The sequence below is a fragment of the Kitasatospora sp. NPDC004240 genome (assembly GCF_053603215.1).
In genome coordinates this window covers 52,841-74,053 of the sequence record NZ_JBSGFD010000016.1, presented here as the reverse complement: position 1 = coordinate 74,053, position 21,213 = coordinate 52,841, and the positions used below count along the sequence as shown (strand labels likewise).

Annotated in this window: 19 protein-coding genes and 2 pseudogenes; 14 read left to right on the top strand and 7 right to left on the bottom strand. The window is 73.1% G+C overall.

What is annotated here, in order from left to right:
- The 4 genes from ACWEQL_RS07245 to ACWEQL_RS07230 all read left to right on the top strand — a co-directional run.
- A partial coding sequence (locus ACWEQL_RS07245; RefSeq protein ID WP_452149193.1) for an FtsX-like permease family protein occupies positions 1-1,223 on the top strand: 1,223 nt, incomplete at its 5' end.
- Positions 1,224-1,369: 146 nt separating this feature from the next.
- Positions 1,370-3,118 (top strand): aa3-type cytochrome oxidase subunit I, encoded by a 1,749-nt coding sequence (gene ctaD / locus ACWEQL_RS07240; RefSeq protein ID WP_452149192.1) that lies wholly within the window; start codon positions 1,370-1,372, stop codon positions 3,116-3,118.
- Positions 3,119-3,127: 9 nt separating this feature from the next.
- Positions 3,128-3,478, top strand: a complete 351-nt coding sequence (locus ACWEQL_RS07235) for a cytochrome C oxidase subunit I (protein ID WP_452149191.1) — start codon at positions 3,128-3,130, stop codon at positions 3,476-3,478.
- 179 nt (positions 3,479-3,657) lie between these two features.
- A complete protein-coding gene (locus ACWEQL_RS07230) occupies positions 3,658-4,347 on the top strand; it encodes a DUF3105 domain-containing protein (RefSeq protein ID WP_452149190.1) in 690 nt (229 codons plus the stop codon).
- A gap of 69 nt (positions 4,348-4,416) precedes the next feature.
- Here ACWEQL_RS07230 and ACWEQL_RS07225 read toward each other — a convergent pair whose 3' ends face one another.
- The gene (locus tag ACWEQL_RS07225; RefSeq protein ID WP_452149189.1) at positions 4,417-5,619 is read right to left on the bottom strand and encodes a globin domain-containing protein; all 1,203 of its coding nucleotides are present in this window, start codon (positions 5,617-5,619) and stop codon (positions 4,417-4,419) included.
- Between the two features lie 374 nt (positions 5,620-5,993).
- Between ACWEQL_RS07225 and ACWEQL_RS07220 the strand changes: the two genes are divergently transcribed.
- The 5 genes from ACWEQL_RS07220 to ACWEQL_RS07200 all read left to right on the top strand — a co-directional run bounded on the left by ACWEQL_RS07220 (position 5,994) and on the right by ACWEQL_RS07200 (position 8,844).
- On the top strand, positions 5,994-6,224 hold the full coding sequence (locus ACWEQL_RS07220) for a hypothetical protein (protein ID WP_452149188.1): 231 nt from the start codon (positions 5,994-5,996) through the stop codon (positions 6,222-6,224).
- 81 nt (positions 6,225-6,305) lie between these two features.
- Positions 6,306-7,280, top strand: a complete 975-nt coding sequence (locus tag ACWEQL_RS07215) for a cyanobactin maturation protease PatG family protein (RefSeq protein ID WP_452149187.1) — start codon at positions 6,306-6,308, stop codon at positions 7,278-7,280.
- 41 nt (positions 7,281-7,321) lie between these two features.
- Positions 7,322-7,546, top strand: a complete 225-nt coding sequence (locus ACWEQL_RS07210) for a hypothetical protein (protein ID WP_452149186.1) — start codon at positions 7,322-7,324, stop codon at positions 7,544-7,546.
- A gap of 82 nt (positions 7,547-7,628) precedes the next feature.
- On the top strand, positions 7,629-7,850 hold the full coding sequence (locus ACWEQL_RS07205) for a hypothetical protein (RefSeq protein ID WP_452149185.1): 222 nt from the start codon (positions 7,629-7,631) through the stop codon (positions 7,848-7,850).
- Between the two features lie 46 nt (positions 7,851-7,896).
- Entirely contained in the window at positions 7,897-8,844 is a 948-nt protein-coding gene (locus ACWEQL_RS07200; protein ID WP_452149184.1) for a S8 family serine peptidase, read from the top strand.
- Positions 8,845-8,916: 72 nt separating this feature from the next.
- On the opposite strand, the gene ACWEQL_RS07195 is transcribed toward ACWEQL_RS07200, so the two are convergent.
- The 3 genes from ACWEQL_RS07195 to ACWEQL_RS07185 form a co-directional block, all read right to left on the bottom strand.
- Complete coding sequence (locus ACWEQL_RS07195; RefSeq protein WP_452149183.1) at positions 8,917-10,044, bottom strand: nucleotide disphospho-sugar-binding domain-containing protein; 1,128 nt, start codon at positions 10,042-10,044, stop codon at positions 8,917-8,919.
- Between the two features lie 47 nt (positions 10,045-10,091).
- The gene (locus ACWEQL_RS07190) at positions 10,092-11,447 is read right to left on the bottom strand and encodes an ATP-grasp domain-containing protein (RefSeq protein WP_452149182.1); all 1,356 of its coding nucleotides are present in this window, start codon (positions 11,445-11,447) and stop codon (positions 10,092-10,094) included.
- Positions 11,448-11,601: 154 nt separating this feature from the next.
- Positions 11,602-13,680 (bottom strand): PEP/pyruvate-binding domain-containing protein, encoded by a 2,079-nt coding sequence (locus ACWEQL_RS07185; protein ID WP_452149181.1) that lies wholly within the window; start codon positions 13,678-13,680, stop codon positions 11,602-11,604.
- A 270-nt stretch (positions 13,681-13,950) separates the two neighbouring features.
- Between ACWEQL_RS07185 and ACWEQL_RS07180 the strand changes: the two are divergent.
- From ACWEQL_RS07180 to ACWEQL_RS07160, 5 genes and pseudogenes are all read left to right on the top strand, one after another.
- A pseudogene (locus tag ACWEQL_RS07180) lies at positions 13,951-14,625 on the top strand (ATP-binding cassette domain-containing protein); the annotation flags it as partial.
- 213 nt (positions 14,626-14,838) lie between these two features.
- Positions 14,839-15,951: pseudogene (locus tag ACWEQL_RS07175) on the top strand (ATP-binding SpoIIE family protein phosphatase); the annotation flags it as partial.
- A gap of 124 nt (positions 15,952-16,075) precedes the next feature.
- Positions 16,076-16,756 (top strand): HAD family acid phosphatase, encoded by a 681-nt coding sequence (locus ACWEQL_RS07170; protein WP_452149180.1) that lies wholly within the window; start codon positions 16,076-16,078, stop codon positions 16,754-16,756.
- A gap of 141 nt (positions 16,757-16,897) precedes the next feature.
- Entirely contained in the window at positions 16,898-17,524 is a 627-nt protein-coding gene (locus ACWEQL_RS07165; protein WP_452149179.1) for a hypothetical protein, read from the top strand.
- A gap of 160 nt (positions 17,525-17,684) precedes the next feature.
- Complete coding sequence (locus ACWEQL_RS07160; protein ID WP_452149178.1) at positions 17,685-18,635, top strand: lysozyme; 951 nt, start codon at positions 17,685-17,687, stop codon at positions 18,633-18,635.
- 87 nt (positions 18,636-18,722) lie between these two features.
- Here the strand turns inward: ACWEQL_RS07160 and hypE are convergent, their stop codons facing one another.
- From hypE to ACWEQL_RS07145, 3 genes are read right to left on the bottom strand one after another with little or no spacing between them, the layout of a single operon-like run.
- Positions 18,723-19,808, bottom strand: a complete 1,086-nt coding sequence (gene hypE / locus ACWEQL_RS07155) for a hydrogenase expression/formation protein HypE (RefSeq protein WP_452149177.1) — start codon at positions 19,806-19,808, stop codon at positions 18,723-18,725.
- Positions 19,801-20,925, bottom strand: coding sequence for a hydrogenase formation protein HypD (gene hypD, locus ACWEQL_RS07150; RefSeq protein WP_452149176.1), 1,125 nt, complete (start codon positions 20,923-20,925; stop codon positions 19,801-19,803). Before hypD ends, hypE begins: the two co-directional genes overlap by 8 nt.
- On the bottom strand, positions 20,922-21,212 hold the full coding sequence (locus ACWEQL_RS07145; protein WP_452149175.1) for a HypC/HybG/HupF family hydrogenase formation chaperone: 291 nt from the start codon (positions 21,210-21,212) through the stop codon (positions 20,922-20,924). The genes hypD and ACWEQL_RS07145 overlap by 4 nt, the downstream gene beginning before the upstream one ends.
- Position 21,213: the final 1 nt, after the last annotated feature.

Here is a 21,213-nt window from a genome sequence, read left to right as displayed (position 1 = left end):
CCGTCCACCTGGTGCTCCGGCACGCAGGCGGCGCGTCCCCGACGGACGGCACCCGGCCGCCCGCCATGACGGCCCGGCCCGTACGGCTCGGCCCGCTCCGCCGCCTGCCACCGGCCCTCGTGCTCGGCTTCGGCAGCGTCCTGCGCCGCCGCTCGGACCTGGTCGTGAGCGCCGTCCGGCTCACCGTCCCGGTCGTCGCCGCCACCCTGGCCCTGAGCACCTGGGCGACCCTCGACGCCGTCACCACCCCGGACGGCGGCGCCACCGTCCCGTCCGTCACCGCCCGCCGGACCGTCCCCGGGCAGACGCCCGACGACGGGCGGCTCGCCGGGGCCCTGGCCGCCGACACCGCCGTCCGGGGTGTCTACCCGGGCACGGAGATGCAGGCCCTGGCGCCCGGCCAGTCCGCCACGCTCACCCTGCGGGCCGTCGGCACCACCGAGGCCCCGTACCCGCACACCGTCGTCGAGGGCCGGGCGATCCGCGCGACCGACGAGGCGGTCGCCGGCCAGGGCGCCCTCGACCTGCTCGGCGCCCGGGTCGGCCAGTGGGTGCGGGTCACCACCGGCGGCACCCCGCGCATCCTGCACATCGTCGGACGCGATCTCGAACCGGAGCACGGCGGCCGCGTCCTGTCCACCGGCTTCGACACCCTCGACCGGCCCGGCGACCCCACCCACCCCGACTTCTGGCAGCTCGCCCTGCGCCCCGGCCACGACCCGGCCGCGGTCCAGCGCGACCTCCCCGCCCGCGCCGGCCTCGCCGGGCAGCTGGAGATCCGTCTCCCGAGCGGTCCGGTCACCAGGCCGGCCGCCCTGCGGGCCAGCGTGGTCGGCCTCCTGCTCGTGCTCGCCCTCATCTGCCTGGTCGACCTGCTCACCACCGCCGCGGCGGGCTTCCACGAACGCCGCCGGGACCTCGGGCTGCTCAGGGCGATCGGCCTCACCCCCGGCCAGTGCGCCGTCGTGCTGGCCGTCCGGGGAACGGTCATCGCCCTGATCACGGTCGCCGTCGGCTCGGCCATCGGCGTCCCGCTCGTCCGCCGGCTCCTCGACCGGCAGGGCGAGCTGAGCGGCATCGGCGCGGGGATCGCCCGCGCCCCGTCCGCCTGGACGCTCCTCGCCGTGGCCGTCGTCGTCGCCGCTACGGCGGCCGCGCTCTGCGCCCTCCCGGTGCTGCGCGTCCCCCCGCCCGCCCGGACCCCGGACGGCACCGGCCGGTAGCCGTCGGCCCGGCCGCGGGGGCGCGCCGGGTGCCGGTTGGCCCGCACGGGTGAAATTCCATCGACTCGCAGCTCCTCACCGGGCGTGTCCGCTCACGCACGCCAGGATGTCCCCTGATTCAGTCGGGATACGGAGAGTGCTGACCCATGGTCGTTGGGACGGAATCGCGGACACCCCTCGCTCGGAAGCGCGAACGCGCGCCGGGCAGCACATTGGTGAAGTGGCTCACCACCACGGACCACAAGACGATCGGCACCCTGTACCTGGGCACGTCGTTCGCCTTCTTCCTGATCGCCGGTGTGCTCGCGCTGTTGATGCGTGCCGAGCTGGCCCGGCCGGGCACCCAGATCCTGTCGAACGAGCAGTTCAACCAGGCGTTCACGGTGCACGGCGGCGCGATGCTGCTGATGTTCGCGACGCCGCTGTTCGCCGGCTTCGCGAACTGGATCATGCCGCTGCAGATCGGCGCGCCCGACGTGGCCTTCCCGCGTCTGAACATGTTCGCCTACTGGCTGTACCTGTTCGGCTCGCTCATGGTCGCGAGCAGCCTGCTCACCTCGAACGGCGCGCCCGACTTCGGCTGGTTCTCGTACCCACCGCTGTCGGACGGGGTGCACTCGCCCGGCATCGGCGCCGACATGTGGTTCGTGGGGCTCACCTTCTCGGGCTTCGGCACCATCCTCGGCTCGGTGAACTTCATCACCACGATCATCTGCATGCGCGCACCCGGCATGACGATGTTCCGGATGTCGATCTTCTGCTGGAACGTGCTGCTGACGGCGCTGCTGGTGCTGCTGGTCTTCCCGGTGCTCGCCGCCGTCTTCCTGGTCATGGAGGCGGACCGCAAGTTCGGCTCGCAGGTCTTCGACGCCGCCAACGGCGGCGCCCTGCTCTACCAGCACCTGTTCTGGTTCTTCGGCCACCCCGAGGTGTACATCATCGCGCTGCCGTTCTTCGGCATCATCTCGGAAGTCATCCCGGTGTTCTCGCGCAAGCCGATGTTCGGTTACTCGGGTCTGATCGCGGCGACCATCGCGATCGCCGGTCTGTCGGTGACGGTCTGGGCGCACCACATGTTCGTCACCGGGCAAGTGCTGCTGCCGTTCTTCTCGTTCATGACCTTCCTGATCGCCGTCCCGACCGGGGTGAAGTTCTTCAACTGGGTCGGCACCATGTGGAAGGGCTCACTGAGCTTCGAGACGCCGATGCTGTGGTCGGTCGGGTTCCTGGTCACCTTCCTCTTCGGCGGCCTCACCGGTGTGCTGCTCGCGGCCCCGCCGATCGACTTCCACGTCTCCGACTCGTACTTCGTCGTCGCCCACTTCCACTACGTGGTCTTCGGGACGGTCGTCTTCGCGATGTTCGCCGGCTTCCACTTCTGGTGGCCCAAGATGAGCGGCAAGATGCTGGACGAGCGGCTCGGCCGGATGTGCTTCTGGACGCTGTTCATCGGCTTCCACACCACCTTCCTGGTGCAGCACTGGCTCGGCGCCGAGGGCATGCCCCGCCGCTACGCCGACTACCTCGCCTCCGACGGCTTCACCACCCTCAACACCGTCTCCACCATCGGCTCCTTCCTCCTGGGCCTGTCGATCCTGCCGTTCCTCTACAACGTCTGGAAGACCGCCAAGTACGGCGAGAAGGTCGCCGCGGACGACCCCTGGGGCTACGGCCGCTCGCTGGAGTGGGCCACCTCCTGCCCGCCGCCGCGACACAACTTCACCACCCTGCCCCGCATCCGCTCCGAATCCCCGGCCTTCGACCTCCACCACCCGAACATCGCCGCCCGCGACTACCTGGAGCACCACGGCGAACCGGCCAAGCACCTCGCCGGCGCCACTCCGGCGGTCTACGACACCCCGAAGCGTCGCCGGGCCGGAACCGAGGACGAGTGAGCCACCCCGATGGACGAGCACTCCCGCGGAGCGACCGACGGAGTACAGCGGCTTGAGGGCTACCTGCTCTGGCAGGCCGAGGTCCTCGGGGCCGAGCGCGCGGCCGTCGCCTTCGCCGACCGGCTGCCGTGGCTCACCACCGCCCAGCGCGAGGTCGTCGAGCAGGCCTACGCGCAGGAGCGGCTCCTCGAATCCCGACAGACCGTCACCCACATCGCGCGGCGGTGCCGGACGATCCGCGGCGAGTACGAGGAGCGCTACCGCCAGTTGAAGATGCGTGCCGTCGCCCTGGTCCTGGGCTGTTTCACGCTGGCGGCAGCGGCCTCCGTCCTGCTGGCGGTCCGTCCCGTCCGGTGGTGAGCCGACGAGGCCCGGGCGGCGCCCCGTCGTGGGGGCCGCCCCGGCGCCAGGGTCCATCGGCCCTGGCGCCCGCCGCGGCCGGGCTCTTTACTGGCTGACCGCGGGGGCGACACGGCCCTCGCGGATCGCCGACCCCGACCGCGGCGGCCGTGCGCCCGGGCGGAGACAAGGATGCCGCCATGGGCTCCGCCACCAACCCCGAGCAGCCGAACGGGCCCGACCGCCCGAACCCGCCCGACCGCCGGGCCCGGATCGCCGAACTGCGCGCCGCCGAGCAACGACACGCGCGCAGAGGGAAGTTGATCGCCCTCTGGGTGGCCGGCGTCGTGCTGGCCGCGCTCGTCGGGGGCGGCGTGGTCCTGATGCGGAACCCCGAGGGCGACCCGATTCCCGGGAGCGCCACGACACCCGGGAGCGGCGCGATAGCCGGGGTGCGGACCTGGGAGCACCTCTCCCGCAACCACGTCCCGGGCACGGTGACCTACCCGCAGACCCCGCCCGTCGGCGGCGACCACAACCCCGTCTGGCTGGACTGCACCGGCAAGGTCTACGACAAGCCCGTCCGCGACGAGAACGCCGTCCACTCGATGGAACACGGCGCCGTCTGGGTCACCTACAACGCCCAGGCCACTCCGGCCGATATCAAGGCCCTCGCCGACCGGGTCGGCACCACCCCGTACTCCTTCATGAGCCCCCACCCCGGCCAACCGGGCACCATCACCCTCAGCGCCTGGGGCACCCAACTCGTCCTGGACAGCGCCTCCGACCCGCGGGTGGAGCGGTTCTTCACCACGTACGTCCAGGGCCCGCAGACCCAGGAGCCGGGAGCCTCGTGCAGCGCCGGCTCCATGCCCCTCACCAACGGCTGACGGCGCCCCGGGAGGGGCGGGCGTGGCCGGGCGGCGCCCCGTCGTGGGGGCGCCGCCCGGACCGGTCGTTCAGGCCGTGGCGTCCGCCAGCCACAGGTCGGGGCCGAACACCTCGTACTGGATGCGGCGGGCGGGTATCCCGGCGCGGAGCAGCTGCGCCCGGGCCTCGCGCATGAAGGGCAGGGGCCCGCACAGGTAGACGCGGGCGTGGTCGGGCAGGTGCGAGCCGGTCAGGTCCATCAGGCCCGGGTGGGCGTCCGGCTCCTCGGATCCGGCCTGCTCGTACCAGAACTCCGCCCGGGAGTCCGGCAGTCGGCCGACGAGCTGGCGCGTCCGGGTGCGCAGGGCGTGGGTGCCGGGCGCGCGGTCGGCGTGGAGGACCGTCACCGGGCGCGTGGAGCCCGAGGCCACGAGGTGCTCCAGCATGCCGACCATCGGGGTGCAGCCGATCCCCGCGGAGACCAGCACCAGCGGGTCGTCCGTGCCGTCGAGGACCACGTCGCCGAACGGGGCGGAGAGGGTGAGTTCGTCGCCGTCGTGCACGGTGTCGTGCAGCAGCGTGGACACCTCGCCGTCGGGGGCGTCCTGGCCGTCGACGCGCTTGACCGTGATCCGGCGCAGGTCGTCGCCGGGCGCGGAGGAGAGGCTGTACTGGCGCAGCTGGTGAACGCCGTCGGGCATGCGCACGCGCACGCTGACGTACTGGCCCGCCCTGGCCCCCGGCGCCGGGGCGCCGTCCGCGGGCCGCAGCAGGAAGGACACCGTGTCCGGGGTCTCCTGGACGCGTTCGACCACCGTCCACGGCCGCCAGACCTCCCCCGCCGCGACCCCGGCGTCCTGGTAGAGGCGGGCCTCCTGGGCGATGAGGGCGCCGGCCATGAGCCAGTAGACCTCGTCCCAGGCGGCGGCGACCTCGGGGGTGACCGCGTCGCCGAGCACCTCGACGATGGCCGCGAACAGGTACTTGTGGACGATCACGTACTGGTCGTCGGTCACGCCCACCGCGACGTGCTTGTGGGCGATGCGGTCCAGCACCGCCTGCGGGTAGGTGTCGGGGTCGGCCGCGAGGGCGGAGGCGAACGCGGCGATGGACCCGGCCAGGGCCTGTCGCTGGGCACCGCTGGCCTGGTTGCCCCGGTTGAACATCCCGTCCAGCAGCTCCGGGTGGTCGCCGAACATCATGGCGTAGAACCGGGTCGTGATGTCGCCCAGCGCCGCCCCGACGGCGGGCAGGGTGGCGCGGATCACGGCGGCCGAGTCGGCGGAAAGCATGGGTCCCCCTGAGAGTAGAGGCTTCGAAGGCGTCTGGCCGCTCATTCGCAGGCCAGTCCTTGTCTATCAGCGGACAACCGACGGAACGGTGGGTCAAAGGTCCCGGAGCGGTGGCCATGAGGCCCCTCTCCGCCCCCTCCCCCGCGAAGTCCCGCCGAGCCCGCCGAGCCCCGCCGCGGGCGGCCCGCGGTGGCCCGGGCCGGGCGTCGAGGTGCAGGCCGGCCCGGACGGGGGCAGTCTGGAGACAGCGCGGGTGAGTGGGTCCTCGTGCCCAAGTGCCCGTTCTCCCAAGCTGTTCGTCACTGTCCGTTCCCGTGGAGTCCCGGGCGGACGGCTGCCGGCCACGACCGCCGCCTCCCGAGGGGTGAGGAAAGATGACCGAGAGTGAGAAGCGGGAGGACGCCCGTCGCGGTGACGGTGAGCGCCACCCCCATCGGGTGCGCGTGCCCGGCTTCGTCACGGACGAGGACATCGGTCTCGGGGACGCCGTCAAGCGCGTGACGAGCACGATGGGGATCAGGAGGCCCTGCGGCGGCTGCGAACGGCGAGCGGCCGCGCTCAACCGCTGGGCGGTGCTGTCCAGGGGGCACGGTCACCGATCGTGACCCCGGCCGCGGCCACCCGGTGTGACACGTCCGCGTCCGCACGACACGCAAGAACAGGACGCACGGCATGAGGAGTCATCCATGGACCCGTCGACGGACCATGAGTTCCCGGTAAGGCCCGAGCCCCCGGCCGACGACCGGCCGCCGGCCGAGCCCGACCGCCTCGGAGCGGACCTCGCTCCGGCCGCGGCCGCCGGTACCGCCACCATCGCCGCGGCGGGCTGCGGCTGCGACACGGCGGCGGGCTGCGGCTGCGATTGCGAACACGGCGGCGGAGCCGAGCCCACCACCAACTACGTGTACGTGCTCGGGCAGATCGACGTCCGGTACCCGAGCCTGGCGATCGAGAAGGAGGTCGCCCAGGCGGTGGCCCGCTACGAGAGTTCCGACCTGACGGACCGACAGGCCCTCCGTGCGGTGATCTCACAGCCGGAGAACCGCTACCTCGCACGGCAGTTGTGCTACGTGCTGTGCGTCCAGGGGATGGAGACCTACATCCTCCGGCCGAGGGACCCGGTGGAGTTCGACCGGCTCGTCGAGGCCGTCCGACCGGAGCCCAAGGCCACCGACCTGGACGTGGTCATCGGACACCGCGGGCCGCTCGCCCCGCCCTCCCTCTGCAACGGCCTCACGATCCCGGTGGTGACCTTCGAGCAGGTCTACTCCTTCTCCAGCGACGAGCTGGTGGCCGCGCTCCACAGGCCCAAGAAGATGGACCGCGGACAGTTCGAGGACTCCTCCAACGAACTGCTGTTCCGTGTCATGCAGTTGGCCGACAACGCCGGCGACACCGACGAGCACCGGGCGATCAACTACCTCGCCGTCCGCTACCCGAAGATCTACCAGAAGACCGTGGAGGCCTTCGCCGCCAACTGCTCGCTGAGCGGGGTCACCTTCCACGAGTCCCGGCTGAGCGGTGCCCGCCGGATCATCGACGTCGTGTTCTGCTACACGGACCGCCGGACGGACGTGTGCGAGAAGTACTTCGTCCGGGTGGACGTGACCGAGGCCTTCCCCTTCCTGGTGAACAAGCTGTCCCCGTACTACAACCGTTGACCCGCGCCCGCCACGGCGCGGGACGAGAGGAGGTGTGAGAGATGAGTATCCCGGGCTTCACCGCCGATTCGGCGGTCCACCGGACGAACGGGCACTACCGGACGGCGTCCGGCGGCGGCCTCGCCGGCCGTCGACCGGCCGTCACCCCGCAGGGGCTCTGCGCCAAGGAGTGCCGGGGCGCGTGCGCCCATCAGTGCAGCCACAACCCCTGGGGTCACGGCTGCCGGGAGTGCCTGGACGACTGCATGGCGACCTGCGACATCTAGTCCGCCGAGTCCCGTTCGCTGTCCCCGTACGACAACCGTTGGCCCGCGCCCGTCCGACGCGGAACGAGAGGAGGTGTGAGAGATGAGCGTTCCGGGCTTCACCGCCGATTCGGCGCTCCACCGGACGAACGGGCACTACCGGACGGCGTCCGGCGGCGGCCTCGCCGGCCGTCGACCGGCCGTCACCCCGCAGAGCCTCTGCGCCAAGGAGTGCGGCGCCGAGTGCCGCGATCGCTGCGCCGGCAACCCATTCGGTTACCAATGCGAGAAGTGCATGAACGGCTGCATGGAGACCTGCATCTAGATCGTCAGGTCCCGTTCGATGACGACACACCCACCGGGAGGTGACGATGACGGGACCGCTGGAGCAGGTCGGGCTGACGCCCCTGATGACGCGCAGCGCCGGCCGGCCGGAGGTCGCCGTGGGGGTGGTCGACGGCCTCATCGCCCTCGACCACCCGGGGCTGGCCGGCGGGCGCCTGCGCCTGCTGCCCGGCGGCGTGGGGGCCGGGCACGGGGGGCACCGGGCCGACTGCGGCCGTACCGGCGACCCGCCCTCCTGCCGTCACGGCACCTTCGTCACCGGTCTGCTCAGCGCCCGCCGGACATCGGAGCCACCCGGTATCTGTCCGGACTGCACGTTCCTGGTGCGCCCCATCTTCGGGCTCGGCCCGGCCACCGGCGGAAACAGCCGGTTCGCCCCGGCCGCGTGGCCGGAGGACCTCGCGACCGCCATCGTGGAGACCGTGGACGCGGGTGCCAGGGTCCTGAACCTGAGCGTCGCACCGGAACGGCCCTCCAGCGCCGGGCACCGCGAGTTGGAGTGGGCGCTCGACCACGCGGCCGACCGCGGCGTGATCACGGTCGTGGCCGCCGGGAATCAGGGGGCGGTCGGCACGTCCGTGCTCACCCGCCACCCGTGGACCGTCCCCGTGATCGCGTACGACCGGCGGGCACGGCCGATGAACCTGTCCAACCTGGGGGGATCGATCGGCGTCCGCGGCATCGGCGCGCCCGGCGAGGCCGTCGTCGGCCTCGGCGACGGCGGCCGTCCGATGACGCTCACGGGCACCAGCGCGGCCGCCCCGTTCGTGGCCGGTGCCGTCGCCCTGCTGCTGTCCGCGTTCCCCTCGGCCCCGCCCGCCGAGGTGCGGTCGGCCGTCCTGCGCACCGGCTCCGGGCGGCGCCGGACGGTGGTCCCCCCGCTGCTGGACGCCTGGGCCGCGTACGGCGCGTTGCACCGGGCCACCCACGGCGCCCTGCCCCCCGGCGACCGGCGGACCCCGTTCGGCGGCTGACCCGGTCCCCGCCGATCCGCAGCGGCGGCCCCGGGCACACGGGACGGTCCCGCGTGCCCGGGCCCTCAGGCCTCAGCCGGCCACCGCCGTGAGTCGCTGCGCGACCTCCGTCGGGCTCGGCATGGTCGCGATCTCGGCGCTGACCTCGCGCGCCGCCCGGGCCAGTGCGGCGTCGGTGAGCAGACGGTGGAGCAGCTCCGGCCCGATCTCCTCGGCCGCGGCGCTGAGCCCGGCCCCGCGGTCACGCACCGCGTGCGCGGTGATGAAGCGGTCGGAGCCGTCGGGCAGGACGAGTTGCGGGACGCCCGCGTCGAGCGCGCCGAGCGCGCTGCTGCTGCCGCCGTGGTGGATCGCGGCCGCGCAGGTGTCCAGCAGGGCCCGCCACGGCACCCAGCCGTACGGGCGGACGTTGTCCGGCAGCGTGCCGAGCGTGGCGAGGTCGAGTTCGCCGGTCGCCAGCACGAACTCCGCGTCGAGGTCGGCGGCCGCCGCGATCACCCGTTCGATCCTGGTCAGGCCGTCGGTCTTGGGCGGTACGGTGCCCAGGGTCACCGCCACGCGCGGGCGCCGCCCGGGTGCGGCGAGGTCCTCGGGCACCCCGCCCTCGCCGTTGTAGGCGACGGGCCGCATCGAGCTGCCGTACCGCTCCCCGGCCGTGCTCGGCGGCGCGAGGTCGAGGGTGTCGGCCGGTTCGGGCAGCCGGTCGATCCCGTGCCGGGCGAAGGCGTCCGCCATCTCGGCGAGCATCAGCGCGCGCAGCTTCGGGGTGCGGACGAATCCCAGGTCGTGCTGGACGGCGGGCACGCCCAGGCGGGCCGCCGCGAGCAGGGCCACCGGGAACTGGTACTCGTACACCACCAGGTCCGGCCGCCACCGGGTGGCGAGTTCGACCATGGCGTCGGCCACCCGGCCGTTGACGAGGGCGGCCAGCGGGACGAACGCCTCGCGGTCGGCCGAGTTGCTCTCGACCACCCGTCGCATCAGGTCGGGCCGCCGGGTGCGGCCGGCCTCCCGGATCTCGTGACGCCAGTCGACGCCGGGGGCGAGGGGCAGGTAGGGCAGACCGGACGCGGCGACCGGCTCGCCGCCGTCCATCGAGGTCACCGCGACCTCGTGGCCGAGCCCGCGCATCGCCCTGGCCAGCGGGACCAGCGGGAAGAGGTGGCCGAAGCCGGGTGCGCCGGCGAACAGTACACGCATGGAGGAACCTCGGTCGTCGGGGAGGGGCGGGATTCGGGAGGGGCGGATCAGGAGGCGGCCCGGTGCAGGGCGGCTTCCAGGCCGTTCAGCACGGCGTTGCAGTCGTGGTGCAGGGTGGCGGCGTCGACGGCGGTCAGCAGGTAGACCCCGAGCCAGTTGCGCGACCCCGCGGCGGGATCGAAGGCGGGCACCGGCCGCCCCGCGGGCAGGGTGAAGGCGGGTACGGCCTCGATGGTGCTGCCCGGTGACAGCAGGCTCCGCCAGTCCACGGCCTCCGGGTTCCAGAGCGGCGTGCTCCGCCAGGGCGCCCCGGCCGCGTCGGCCGGTACGACGGCCAGCGAAGCGGCGGCCCGGACCCCTTCGGTGGGCATGGTCGCGGGGTAGTCGACCCGCTCGCCGAGCAACTGCCGCACCAGCATGCCGATCGGGTCGAGCCCGAAGACCTCGTGGACCTGCCGGGTGGTCAGCAGACCGCCGAAGCGGGCCGCGGTCTCGATGACCACGAGCTCGCCGTCGCGCATCAGCTTGAGCTCGGTGTGGGTGCCGCAGGTCTCCAGCCCGAGCGCCTCCACGGCCTGCCGCGAGACCTCCTCGATCCGGCGCTGGAGCGGCACCGGCAGGACGGAGGGCGAGGTGCTGGCCACCTCGACGAAGGACGGCACGGTCGGGAGCTTCCCGGTGATGGCGAGCGGGTGGTAGACGCCGTCCGCGACGATGCCCTCCACGCTCACGTAGTCACCGTGGCCGGGCTCGGGGTACCAGCCCTCGGTGGAGCCCTCGGCGATCTCCTCGACCAGGCGGTCCCGGTCGGTGTCCGGGGCGTAGAGCTCGTTCATACCGACCCGGCTGCCGGCCCGCAGTCCCCGTTCGATCCCGGCCCAGGCCGGGGCGGCGTCCTCGGGCGAGTCCAGCACGATCTGGGCGACCGAGCCGGCGCCCCAGGCCGGCTTGAGCAGCAGCGGGGGTGTGAACTCCGCCAGTGCGGCGTCCAGGTCCGCGAGGCTGTCGACCCGGCGGAACCCCGGCACCGGCACTCCGGCGGCGGCCCAGGCCTCCCGCATCAGCCGCTTGTCCCTGGCGCGGACGATCCCGGCGCCGGCGCCGGCCAGGCCGAGCCGGCGCGCCGCGTGCGCGACGGCGAGCACGGCGAACTCCGAGAGCGTCAGCACCGCGTCGGCCCCGATGGCCTTGGCGTGCTCCACGATCAGCTCGACCAGTTCGTCGCCGCGCGGCGCGTCGGGCACCGACTCGATGGCGGCGCAGCTGGGCCGCCACACCTCCTCCCCGGTCGTGGGCAGCGGCGCCAGCGCGAGGACGTGCAGCTCCCCGCAGGCGGCGATGCGCGGGAAGGCGTACTCCAGCGGGGCTCCGCCCTTGACGTAGACGTACAGTATTCGGTTCAACGTTCTTTCTCCTGAAGGAAGTTCACCCGACCGGGAGCGCGCACGCAACAGCCTGCCCGGCGCGTACGGCAGCCTGCCCGGCCCGTACGGAACGCATGGTGGGTGCTCGGCGCGGACGGCACGCGTGGCGCGCCCGGCGGGTGCCCGGCCGGTGTCAGCCGGCGGTGCGGAAGGGGCGCAGCTGCAGCAGGCTGACCCGGCCGCCCTCGATCGCCCACTCGATGTCGACCGGGGCGCCGTACGTCTCGTCGGGCGAGAAGTGCGACTGCAGCAGTCGGCTGATCAGGGCCAGCCGGCCCAGGAGGTCCTTGGTGCCGGCGTCCAGGTCGGTGGTGGCGGTGCCCAGCGAGACGGTGCGGCTGCCGCCCTCCATGGTGTTGCACAGGTACTGGAGGGGGGCGCCGTGGCCGGTGACCACGTCGGTCACGGAGTGCGGCGAGATGTTGAGGTACACGTCGCGGAAGTCCCGCGGGCTGAGCGGGTTGCAGGTGACCAGGACGCCGCCGCCGGTGGCGTCGACCTGCTCCTGGACGACCACGGCCATGCGGCAGTGGTCCAGGGGGATGCCCGCCTGGCTCCGCAGCAGCACCGCGCGCGGCGACAGCAGCGAGGCCCAGACCTCCCGGACGGCGTCGAGGACCGCGTCCGTACCGCCGACGTGCGCCACCGACTCGTAGAGTCCGGCGGCGGAGAAGCCGGGCAGGTCCTCGGCGTTGGAGGAGCTGCGGACGACCACGATGGGGGCGCCGTGCAGGTGCCGGTCGACCGCCCGGGTGATCTCGGTACGGATCGGGTCGGGTAGCGGGGTGGCGCGGATCAGCCGCTGCGCCTCACGGCAGAGTTCCTCGACGCCCGGCGTGCCGTCCCCGGCCGCGGGCCGGGGTGAGGCCCCCTCACGGAGCGTGGAGTCGAGCCGGTCCAGGGCGTCCCGGAGTTCCGCCGAGGAGTCGAGGAACCGCTGCTGGAGGGAGAAGGGCAGCGCGATCCCGCGCGGGACCTGGGCGTACTCCTTCACCAGGCGCTGTGCGGCGGCGGTGAGCTCGGTCTCGTCCGCGTCCTGCGGAAGGTCGAGCTGCCGGGCCAGGTAGCGCAGCAGGTGCTCCCGGGGCGGGCGGGGCACGCGGTAGAAGCCGAGCCAGCGGGGTGAGCCGTGCTGCAGCAGGTGGGTGAGTTCGCCGAGGTTGGCGGCCTTGACGCCGAACCGGGTGTGGTCGCCGGCGCGCAGTTCGGTGAGCGGGGTGACCGGGGTGGGCGCGAGGTCGGGCCGGTCCACGGCGACGCGTTCGGCCGGCGGGGCCTGCGGGGTCGACAGGGCGTCCCCGCGGTCCCCGCCGTCCCCGTCCGTGCCCGGCCGCGCGGCTTCGAGGAGGAGGTCCTCGCCGTCGGCGTCGACCTCGTAGCGCACCCACCGCCCGGCCAGGCCGTCGCGCTCGATCCGGTCGACGGCTCCGATGCCGACGGCGTTGGGGATCCGCCATCCGGCGGCCATCACGTTGATGTGGGAGAGCGGCGTGGTGTGCTCGGTGTGGATGATGCCGGACACCCGGGGGATGTCCTCGGGCACCCGGGGCATCACCACGATGTCGTGCCCTTCCAGCGGCTCGGGGTCGGCCCGGTACTCCTCCTCGGAGCGGAACACCCTCAGCCGCCCGTGGGCGGTCCCGGCGGTCAGCGGCACGAAGGAGGCCGTGGAGTAGAGCTCGTGGGACAGGACGCGCGGTATCTCGCTCTCCGGGATCCGGGCGACGTGGTCCTCCTGCCGGTGGTTGGCCGGTTTGAGGACCAGCGGCAGCGAGGGGTCGATGTGCTCGCGCACCCGGTGGTAGAAGAACCGCAGCATGTCCTGGGACATGGTGTCGACGTCGACCGTCTCCAGGGAGAGGAAGTCCTCGTCCGTGTGCCCCGTGGAGCTCCGGGTGTGGTGGGCGAGGGTGCCGAGATAGAAACGGCGATCGGGATTCCGGTAGACGTCGTCGTTGAACGCGTCGAGTCCGAGAGCGAGCTCGTCGATCGTCATGCCGAGGATCTCGCACGCGATGTAGCGGACGTGGAGGGTGCCGTCGGCACTGGGGATGAAATGGAGCACCGACTCGTCGCGGTCGAGCACGATTTTCACATAGGGATAGCCGCCGACCTGACCGGCGAGCTCGGAGAACTCCTGGAGGGTGAGCTCATCGCCGGCGAGGCGGGGCCGTGTGGTCGCGTCATTGCGACCCGAACGGGTAATGCGCACGGTTCAGCCATTCGTCATCGCGTACACGGTCATCGTGTACCTGCTGCAGAAGGGTGGTACGGCTACATACACACAGTGCCATCACCTGTGGAGATTTGACGAATGATCACATCTATTCCGGCCACCGCGAATTGATCCGGCCAGGGGAATCACCGTCGACGGCCGCGGCGGCGCACCGGGCTGTGGCGGAGGTCACAGAAAAGGGACGTCCCGGCGCTCGGGGAATCGTCCGGCCACTTCCGGAAACGTTGATTCCTGTACGACCGATGGATGGCGGAAAACAGCCCTCGGCCCCGAGTGCCCCGGGGGCCCGGTCGTGGGGCATCACCCCGTTCCAGCGTGTTGCTGGCCCGCCCGGGCGCGCCCGACCGGCAGACTCGGGGCAGCGGACCCGGACAAGACGGGGGAAGGCCGGTAACGGGGACGAGCGGAGGTGGTCAGGTGGCCCGCGTGCCGCTGCTGTCGCTGCGCGGCATCTCCAAGCGCTTCGGTTCCCTGCAGGCACTCAGCCGGGTCGACCTGGACGTCGCCCCCGGCGAGATCGTCGCCCTGGTCGGCGACAACGGCGCCGGCAAGTCCACCCTGATCAGGACCATCGCCGGCGTCGACCCCCCGGACGGCGGCACCATCACCTGGCGGGGCGACCCCGTCGACCTCCGCCGGCCGGTGGACGCCCACCGCCTCGGCATCGTCACCGTCTACCAGGACCTCGCCCTCTGCGAGACCCTCGACACCGTGGCCAACCTCTACCTGGGCCGCGAGCTGCACCGCTTCGGGCTGCTCCGCGAGGTCGAGATGGAGAAGCGTTCCATCGCCCTCCTCGAACGGCTCTCCGTCCGCCTGCCCAGCGTCCGGATCCCGGTCGCCTCGCTGTCCGGCGGCCAGCGCCAGGCCGTCGCCATCGCCCGCGCCCTGATCGGCCGGCCCGACCTCGTCGTCCTGGACGAGCCCACCGCCGCGCTCGGCCTCGAACAGACCGGCCACACCCTCGACCTGATCCGCCGGCTGCGCGACCAGGGCCACGCCGTCCTCCTGGTCAGCCACAACCTCGACGACGTGCAGGCGGTCGCCGACCGTGTCGCCGTCCTGCGCCTGGGCCGCAACAACGGCGTCTTCGAGGGCCGCTACACCACCCAGGAGCAGCTCAGCGCGGCCATCACCGGCAGCCAGGCCATGGCCGTCACCCTCCAGCACAGCCTGCTCCCCCGCGGCCTGCCCGACCAGGACGCCGTCGACGCCGCCTACCGCTACCTGCCCGCCCACGCCGGCGTCGGCGGCGACTGGTTCGACGTCATCCCGCTCTCCGGCGCCCGGGTCGCCCTCGTCGTCGGCGACGTCGTCGGCCACGGCCTGCACGCCGCCGCCACCATGGGCCGGCTGCGCACCGCCGTCCACAACTTCTCCTCCCTGGACCTGCCGCCCGACGAACTCCTCACCCACCTCGACGACGTGGTCAGCCGCATCGACGAGGAGGAGACCGCCAGCGGCACCGACGTGGTCATCGGCGCCACCTGCCTGTACGCCGTCTACGACCCCACCACCCGGCGCTGCCAGCTCGCCCGGGCCGGCCACCTGCCCGCCGTCGTGGTCCACCCCGACGGCACGGTGCACATCCCCGACACCCCGGTCGGGCCGCCGCTCGGGCTGCGCGGCATGCCCTTCACCACCGCCGAGCTCGAACTGCCGGAGGGCAGCCTGCTGGTGCTGTTCACCGACGGTCTCGTGGAGGCCCGCACCCGCGACATCGACATCGGACTCGACCTGGTGCGCGAGGCCCTCGCCCGGCCCGGCCGCACCCCCGACGAGGCCTGCCGGGCCGTCCTGGACGCCCTGCTGCCCGACCGCCACGAGGACGACGTGGCCCTCCTCGTCGCCCGCACCCACGCCCTCGCCCCCGAGTGGATGGCGGGGTGGGACGTGCCCTCCGACCCGGCCGCCGTCGCCGGTGTCCGCGCCGAGGCCGCCCGGCAGCTGCACGCCTGGGGCCTGGACGAGCTCGCCTTCAGCACCGAACTGATCCTCAGCGAACTGGTCACCAACGCCGTCCGGTACGCCGGCGGCCCCGTCCACGTCCGGCTGCTCCGCGACCGCGGCCTGATCTGCGAGGTCGCCGACTCCGCCAGCACCTCCCCGCACCTGCGCTACGCCGCCGCCACGGACGAGGGCGGACGCGGCCTCTTCCTGGTGGCCCAGCTCTCCGAACGCTGGGGCACCCGCTACACCGACACCGGCAAGGTCATCTGGGCCCAACAGGCCATCCCGGACCGGTGACCGGCGGCCGCCACGGTGGCGGCGCGCGCCCCCGCCCGCTCGGAAACGATCTTCGCCCGATGTCTACCCATCGGTAACCGGGATGGCCCATCCTGCTCCCATCGCCTACATCAGGAGCATGCTCATGGCAGGAAAGCCCTCGATCCGCAGCCTCGTGACGGTGTCCCTCGCGGGCGCGGCGCTCGCGGCCGTCGCCGCCCAGCCGGCCGTCGCGGCCCCGACCGCGCCCCCGGCGCCCATCGCGCCCGCCGCGCAGCCCGCACCGAGCACGCCGAGCGCACCGAGCGCACTGCAGGGGCTGGGACGACCGAGCGTGCCGTACGAGACCTGGCTGAAGGACGTGCAGGTCGTCGCCGACTCCGCCAACGCCCATGTGAAGGCCAGAGTGCCGCAGACGCCGGTGGGCTACCGGCCGGCGATCGTCCTCGACATCGACAACACCTCACTGGAGACCGACTACACGCCCTCCTACCCCACCCCGGCGATGACCGCCGTGCTGAACGTGGCGCGGACCGCCAACGCCCGCGGGGTGAAGGTCTTCTTCGTCACGGCCCGCCCCGACTTCATCGACTGCTTCACCCGCTACAACCTGACCAAGGTCGGCTACCCCGTCGACGGCCTGTACGGGCGGACGGTGTGGGACCTCTTCCAGGAGCCCTCGACCTTCAAGACCGCCAAGCGGCAGGAGATCGAGCGCGACGGCTACACGATCATCGCCAACATCGGCAACAACACCACCGACCTGGTGGGCGGTCACGCGGAGAAGACCTTCAAGCTGCCGGACTACGACGGCCAGCTCTCCTGACCCTCGCGCGAACCGCGGCCGACCCCGCGGTACCCCGTGGAACGGCCGCCGTCCGGAGGACGGGCGGCGGCCTCCGCATGGCCGTCGGGGACGGGAGGCGGTAGAGGTGGGAACGGCGTATTCCCCGTCCGAGGAGGAGCGGTGACCCCGTCGCCCCGAGCCCCGTCGCGCACCTCCCGGCTGCGTTTCGACGGCTGGATCGCCGGCATCGGCACGGCCTCCGGCACCCGCGTCGTCGTGGGTCACTGGGCGGCCTCGCCGTTCGGCCCGTTCACCGACGTCATGATCGAGCGCCCCGACGGGGAACGCCTCCTGCTGGCCCCCACCGACCGGACCGCGGAGTTCATCGCCGACACGTACACCTTCGACCGGGTACGGATCGCGCCGGTCCGCGTGGACCGGGCGGAGCGGTCGTGGACGGTCGCGGCCGGTCCGCTCGACCTGCGCTTCACCGTCGGGCACCGGGGCGCGCTGGGGCTGCTGCTCCGGGCGGTCCCCGGGCCGCTCGCCGCCCGGCCGGCGTGGACCGCGGTGACGGATCCACCCGCCCGCCTCCTCCTGGGCGTACGGACCCGGGGGACGGCCGGCCGGGGGCGGCGCGAGTGGTACGGCGTCCGCGACCTCCGCGTGCTCACCACGGCGCGCGCGGTCCTCGACGGCCGGGAGCTCGGACCTCTCGCACCGGTCGCGCCGGTGCGCTTCGGCTTCGGCTCCACGCCCCGCCGGCCCTGCCTCGTCCGCGTCACGACCACGGTGGCGACCGCCTGACGCCGTGTCCGGGCGGCCGCCCGGACGTGATGGTGGCCCGGGCCGCGGATAGCCGGGCCTACTGGCGGGTACATGGCTAGCCTGCCCCGCCGGAACCCTCACCGGCGTTCCGGCTCCACCGTGACCCACGGAACGTCAGAACCGGACCAGAGGAGTGTTCATGTCCAGCACTTCCCGCTCCGCCAGCCCCACCGGCATCGCCAGCACCATCGGCACCATCGGCACCGTCCGCCGTGCCGAAGCCCGGAAAGCCCGCCGGATCCCCGCCCTCGCCGTCCTCACCGCCGCGGCCGCCCTGACCGCCGGCGTCTGCACACCGGCCCACGCGGCCGACCCCGGGACCCCCTCCCCCGCCACTGCCCCCGCCGACCCGGCCGAGGCCGGCCGGCACCTGCCGCCCCTGCACCCCGAGCGCGACTTCGCCGGCTCGACCGTCGCCGCGCACGAGGGCAGATCCGGCGTCCCCGCCCCCTCCCTCACCGTCACCCAGACCCCCGGGCTGGACGTCGCCAGCTACCAGGGCAACGTCGACTGGGCCTCCGTGAAGGCCAAGGGCGCCCGCTTCGCCTACGTCAAGGCGACCGAGGGCACGACCTACCGCAACCCGTACTTCGCCCAGCAGTACAACGGCTCCTACAACGTCGGCCTGATCCGCGGCGCCTACCACTTCGCACTGCCGGACCGCTCCTCCGGCTACGCCCAGGCCACCTGGTTCGTGGATCACGGCGGTGGCTGGTCACGGGACGGCAGGACCCTCCCGCCCGCCCTCGACATCGAGTACAACCCGTACGGCGCCACCTGCTACGGCCTCAGCCAGAGCGCCATGGTCAGCTGGATCCGCTCCTTCAGCGACACCGTCCGCTCCCGCACCGGCCGCTACCCGACCATCTACACCACCACCAACTGGTGGGCCACCTGCACGGGCAACCACGGCGGCTTCGGTGCCACCAACCCGCTCTGGATCGCCCGTTACTCCTCCACCGTCGGCACCCTCCCCAACGGCTGGAGCTACCAGACCTTCTGGCAGTACGCCGACTCCGGCACCTTCCCGGGCGACCAGAACCTCTTCAACGGCGCCTACGACCGTCTCCAGGCCCTCGCCAACGGCTGACGGACCCCGGCCGCCCGTCATGGGCGCGGCCCCGGCGCGTGGTGTCGCACACGCGCCGGGGCCGCCGTCGGGGGCCGGGGAGGCCGGTCAGCAGATCCGGGGCAGCTGTTCGCCCATCGGCAGGTCCATCACCCGGGTGCCGCCGAAGGCCGTACGGGCGACCACCATGCCGGGGTGCTCGGGGACGCACTCGCCGATGACCGCCGCGCCGGCGCCCAGCGGGTGGGAGCGCATCGCGGCGAGGACGGCGTCGGCCTCGGCGCGGGGGACGAAGGCGACCAGCTTGCCCTCGTTGGCGACGTACAGCGGGTCGAGGCCCAGGACGGCGCAGGCGTTGGCCACCTGCGGCGGGACGGGGACGGCGCGCTCGTTCACCACCACACCCACGCCGGCGGCGGCCGCGATCTCGTTGAGCGCCGCGGCGAGGCCGCCGCGGGTGGGGTCACGCAGCACGTGCAGGTCGGGGGTGACGGCGAGCATCGTCTCGACCAGACCGCCGAGCGCGGCGCAGTCGCTCTCGATCTCCACGCCGAACTCCAGGCCCTCGCGGACGCTCATGATGGCGACGCCGTGCAGCCCGATCTCCCCGCTGACGATCACCACGTCGCCGGGGACGGCGCGCTGCGGCCTGATGTCCACGCCCGCCGGGACGAGCCCGATGCCGGCGGTGTTCAGGTAGACGCCGTCGCCGTGGCCGGCCTCGACCACCTTGGTGTCGCCGGTGACGACCTCCACCCCGGCGGCCCGCGCGGCGGCGCCGAGGGCCCGGGCGACCCGGTCCACCACGGCCATCTCCACGCCCTCCTCCAGGATGAAGCCGCAGGAGAGGTAGGCGGGCCGGGCCCCGCTCATCGCGAGGTCGTTGACCGTCCCGTTGACGGCGAGGTCGCCGATGCTGCCGCCGGGGAAGAACAGCGGCCGGACGACGTAGGAGTCGGTGGAGAACGCCAGTCTGGCGCCGCCGAGTTCGAGGACCGCGGAGTCCGCGAGTCCGGCGAGCGTGCGGCCGCCGTAGGCGGGGGCGAAGAGGTCGGTCACGAGCTCGGCGGACATCGCCCCGCCGCCCCCGTGCCCCATCACCACCCGGGGGTGGTCGCGCAGCGGCAGCGGACAGCTCCACCCGGAGAGGTCGGGCCCGGCGGCCGGCTCGGCCAGGGTCTCGGTGTCAGCCAACGGGGCTCGCCTCCCGGGTCACGGCCGGCGTGCCGAGCCGCCGGTAGAGGTAGTACGCGGCGCAGGCCCCCTCGCTGGACACCATGGTGGCGCCGAGCGGGGTGCGCGGGGTGCAGACGGTGCCGAAGGCCTCGCACTGGTTCGGCTTGAGCAGACCTTGCAGGACCTCGCCGCTGCGGCACGCGGCGGGCTCGCGGGTGGTGATCCCGGCGACGTCGAAGCGGTACTCGGCGTCGTGGTCGCGGTAGCGCGGGGAGAGCCGCCAGCCGCTCATCGGGATGACGCCGATCCCGCGCCAGGCCCGGTCGGTGACCTCGAAGACGTCCTCCAGCATGGCCCGCGCCGCCGGGTTGCCCTCGGGGCGCACCGCTCGCGGGTACGCGTTGTCGACGGTGTGCTCGCCGCGCTCCAACTGCCGTACGGTGCGCCGGATCCCCTCCAGGATGTCGAGCGGTTCGAAGCCGGTGACGACGATCGGCACCCGATGGCGTTCGGCCAGCGCCGGGTACTCGTCGGTGCCCATGACGCTGCACACGTGGCCGGCGGCGAGGAAGCCCTGCACCCGGCAGTCGGGCGAGTTCATGATGGCCTCGATGGCGGGGGGCACCCGCACGTGCGAGACCAGCATGCTGAAGTTGCGCACGCCCTGTCTGCGGGCCTGGTGGACGGCCATGGCATTGGGCGGGGCGGTGGTCTCGAAGCCGATGCCGAAGAAGACCACCTCGCGGTCGGGGTTCTCCCGGGCGATCCGCAGCGCGTCCAGCGGCGAGTAGACCACCCGGACGTCGCCGCCCTCCCCGCGCACCCGGAACAGGTCGCGGTCGGTGCCCGGCACCCGCAGCATGTCGCCGAAGGAGCAGAAGATCACCCCGGGCCGGGCGGCGATCGCCAGCGCCCGGTCGATCACCTCCAGCGGGGTGACGCACACCGGGCAGCCCGGCCCGTGGATCAACTCCACGCCTTCCGGCAGCAGTTGGTCGATCCCGTGCCGGATGATGGTGTGCGTCTGCCCGCCGCACACCTCCATCAGGGCCCACGGTCTGGTCACCGCCGCCCGGATGTCGGCGAGCAGTCCGCCCGCGAGCTCCGGGTTCTGGAACTCCTCCAGGTACCTCAACTCCGCTCCTCCGTCCCGGCCTGGCCGGCCGCCGCCTCCCATGGGTCTCCGAACTCCTCCTGAAGCAGGCCGAGTTCGGCGAAGAGCTCCAGGGTCCGCCGGGCCGACTCCTCGTCCAGGCGCTGCAACGCGAACCCGACGTGCACGATGGCGTACTCCCCCACCTCCAGGTCGGGGAGGTACTCCAGGCACACGTCCTTGACGACTCCGCCGAAGTCGACGACCGCCATCCGTGTGCCGTCCCGCTCCGCGATCTCCATCACCCTGCCGGGCACCGCCAGGCACATG

What these genes read in the sequence shown, in the direction of transcription:
- ctaD (WP_452149192.1), top strand. Translation starts at nt 1,370, where the DNA reads ATGGTCGTTGGGACGGAATCGCGGACACCCCTCGCTCGGAAGCGCGAA.
- ACWEQL_RS07235 (WP_452149191.1), top strand. Translation starts at nt 3,128, where the DNA reads ATGGACGAGCACTCCCGCGGAGCGACCGACGGAGTACAGCGGCTTGAG.
- ACWEQL_RS07230 (WP_452149190.1), top strand. Translation starts at nt 3,658, where the DNA reads ATGGGCTCCGCCACCAACCCCGAGCAGCCGAACGGGCCCGACCGCCCG.
- ACWEQL_RS07225 (WP_452149189.1), bottom strand. Translation starts at nt 5,619, where the DNA reads ATGCTTTCCGCCGACTCGGCCGCCGTGATCCGCGCCACCCTGCCCGCC.
- ACWEQL_RS07220 (WP_452149188.1), top strand. Translation starts at nt 5,994, where the DNA reads ATGACCGAGAGTGAGAAGCGGGAGGACGCCCGTCGCGGTGACGGTGAG.
- ACWEQL_RS07215 (WP_452149187.1), top strand. Translation starts at nt 6,306, where the DNA reads ATGGACCCGTCGACGGACCATGAGTTCCCGGTAAGGCCCGAGCCCCCG.
- ACWEQL_RS07210 (WP_452149186.1), top strand. Translation starts at nt 7,322, where the DNA reads ATGAGTATCCCGGGCTTCACCGCCGATTCGGCGGTCCACCGGACGAAC.
- ACWEQL_RS07205 (WP_452149185.1), top strand. Translation starts at nt 7,629, where the DNA reads ATGAGCGTTCCGGGCTTCACCGCCGATTCGGCGCTCCACCGGACGAAC.
- ACWEQL_RS07200 (WP_452149184.1), top strand. Translation starts at nt 7,897, where the DNA reads ATGACGGGACCGCTGGAGCAGGTCGGGCTGACGCCCCTGATGACGCGC.
- ACWEQL_RS07195 (WP_452149183.1), bottom strand. Translation starts at nt 10,044, where the DNA reads ATGCGTGTACTGTTCGCCGGCGCACCCGGCTTCGGCCACCTCTTCCCG.
- ACWEQL_RS07170 (WP_452149180.1), top strand. Translation starts at nt 16,076, where the DNA reads ATGGCAGGAAAGCCCTCGATCCGCAGCCTCGTGACGGTGTCCCTCGCG.
- ACWEQL_RS07160 (WP_452149178.1), top strand. Translation starts at nt 17,685, where the DNA reads ATGTCCAGCACTTCCCGCTCCGCCAGCCCCACCGGCATCGCCAGCACC.
- ACWEQL_RS07145 (WP_452149175.1), bottom strand. Translation starts at nt 21,212, where the DNA reads ATGTGCCTGGCGGTGCCCGGCAGGGTGATGGAGATCGCGGAGCGGGAC.